Below are 1,525 nucleotides of genomic sequence, written 5' to 3' on the forward strand. Positions count from 1 at the left end.
GCCAAAAGCCGAAGCTTCTGGAGAAGCTGAAGAAGTTCGCCGCGGAGAAGAAGCTCGGCATCACCCTCCCCGAGCCGATACCGACCCCCAGCGGAAGCCTGTAGAGGCTCGGGGTGGCCCCAACCCCTCGGGGCATCTCTATTTTTAGTATGATTTCAGAAGATCTGAAGAGGCGAATTGGATGGACGAGTTTCACGATCTGCGGGTTATAAGGGGCAAGAGCACCAGGATAGTCCTGGACAATGGGGAGCTGGACGAGATCTCGGAGAACTTTTTTCAAGGGGCGGCCATCAGGGCCCTATCCGGGGGGTCCTGGGGTTTTGTCCAGACCGAGAGCCTCGACGACCTGGCGGAAGATCTGGCCACGGCAAAACGGGCTGCCCGGAGGATTGCCGGAGACGAGCGGCTAGAGCTCGCCTCTTCCCTGCCCGGCAGAAGCGAGAAGATCCGGGTGAAGAAGGACCCAGGCGACCTCTCCCTGGAGGAGAAGGTGGGGCTGATCCGGGAGGTTGAAGACGCTGCGAAGGTGGAAGGGGTATCCAGCACCCAGGCGGTCTACAACGAGGTCGTCGTGAAGACCAATTATACCAGCTCCGACGGCAGAGACCTCGAATACGAGACGACGAGGCTCGGCTTCTACGTCACCGCCGTGGCGAGCCGGGCGGGCCTCTATCAGGCCGGGATGGAGAGCAAAGCCGGAACATGCGGCCTTGAGCTCTTCGAAGAGGTCGATGCAGTGGGCCTCGCCCGGCGGGCGGGGGAGACGGCTGTCGCCCTGCTGGACGCGAAGGCGCCGAGGGGCGGGAGCTTTCCTGTCGTCGTCGACCAGGAGCTGGGAGGGGTCTTCGTCCACGAGGCGGTGGGCCACGCTGCCGAGGGGGACATAGTCCTGGAGGGGGGATCGATCCTGGAGGGTAAGATCGGCGAGAAGATCGGTTCAGACCTGGTGACGGTCAAAGACGACCCGAGCCTCCCCCTCTATGGCCATTACCCCTTCGACGACGAGGGTTCAACTTCAGGAGAGACGGTCGTGGTCGAGGAAGGCGTTCTTCGGTCGTACCTCCACTCCCGGGAGACGGCCGGAAGGCTGGGCGGCGTCCCTCGGAACGCCAGGGCGCAAGGAAACGCAAGGCCGGTGGTGAGGATGAGCAACACCTACATCGCCCCCGGAGAGGACGGCTGGAAGCTCCCGGAGATTCTGGAGGAGATGAGAGACGGGGTCTACCTTCTGGGGAGCAGGGGCGGCCAGGTATCCACCGCCGAGGGGGTATTCCAGTTCAACGCCAAACGCGGCTACCTGGTGGAGGGGGGAGAGACGACGTCCCTCCTCCGGGACGTCTCCCTCTCCGGCCACATCCTGGAGATCCTGGCGAGGGTCGTGGCCGTAGGAGACGACCTAAAATTCAACAGCGGAAGGTGTGGAAAGTCCGGCCAGCTGGTGCCGGTCAGCGACGGCTCCCCCACCCTGCTCATGGAGGAGGCGACGGTGGGTGGGTCGGGATAGAGCGGAGAATAGGAGCCGAGG

At 63.5% G+C, this 1,525-nt stretch carries 1 protein-coding gene; it reads left to right on the forward strand.

Features of this window, described 5'->3' with window-relative positions:
- The first annotated feature begins 181 nt into the window (after positions 1-181).
- On the forward strand, positions 182-1,504 hold the full coding sequence (locus tag ACP5EL_RS10430; RefSeq protein WP_428402445.1) for a TldD/PmbA family protein: 1,323 nt from the start codon (positions 182-184) through the stop codon (positions 1,502-1,504).
- The last annotated feature ends 21 nt before the right edge of the window (positions 1,505-1,525 follow it).

Source organism: Methanocrinis sp., assembly GCF_049974945.1.
Lineage (GTDB): Archaea > Halobacteriota > Methanosarcinia > Methanotrichales > Methanotrichaceae > Methanocrinis.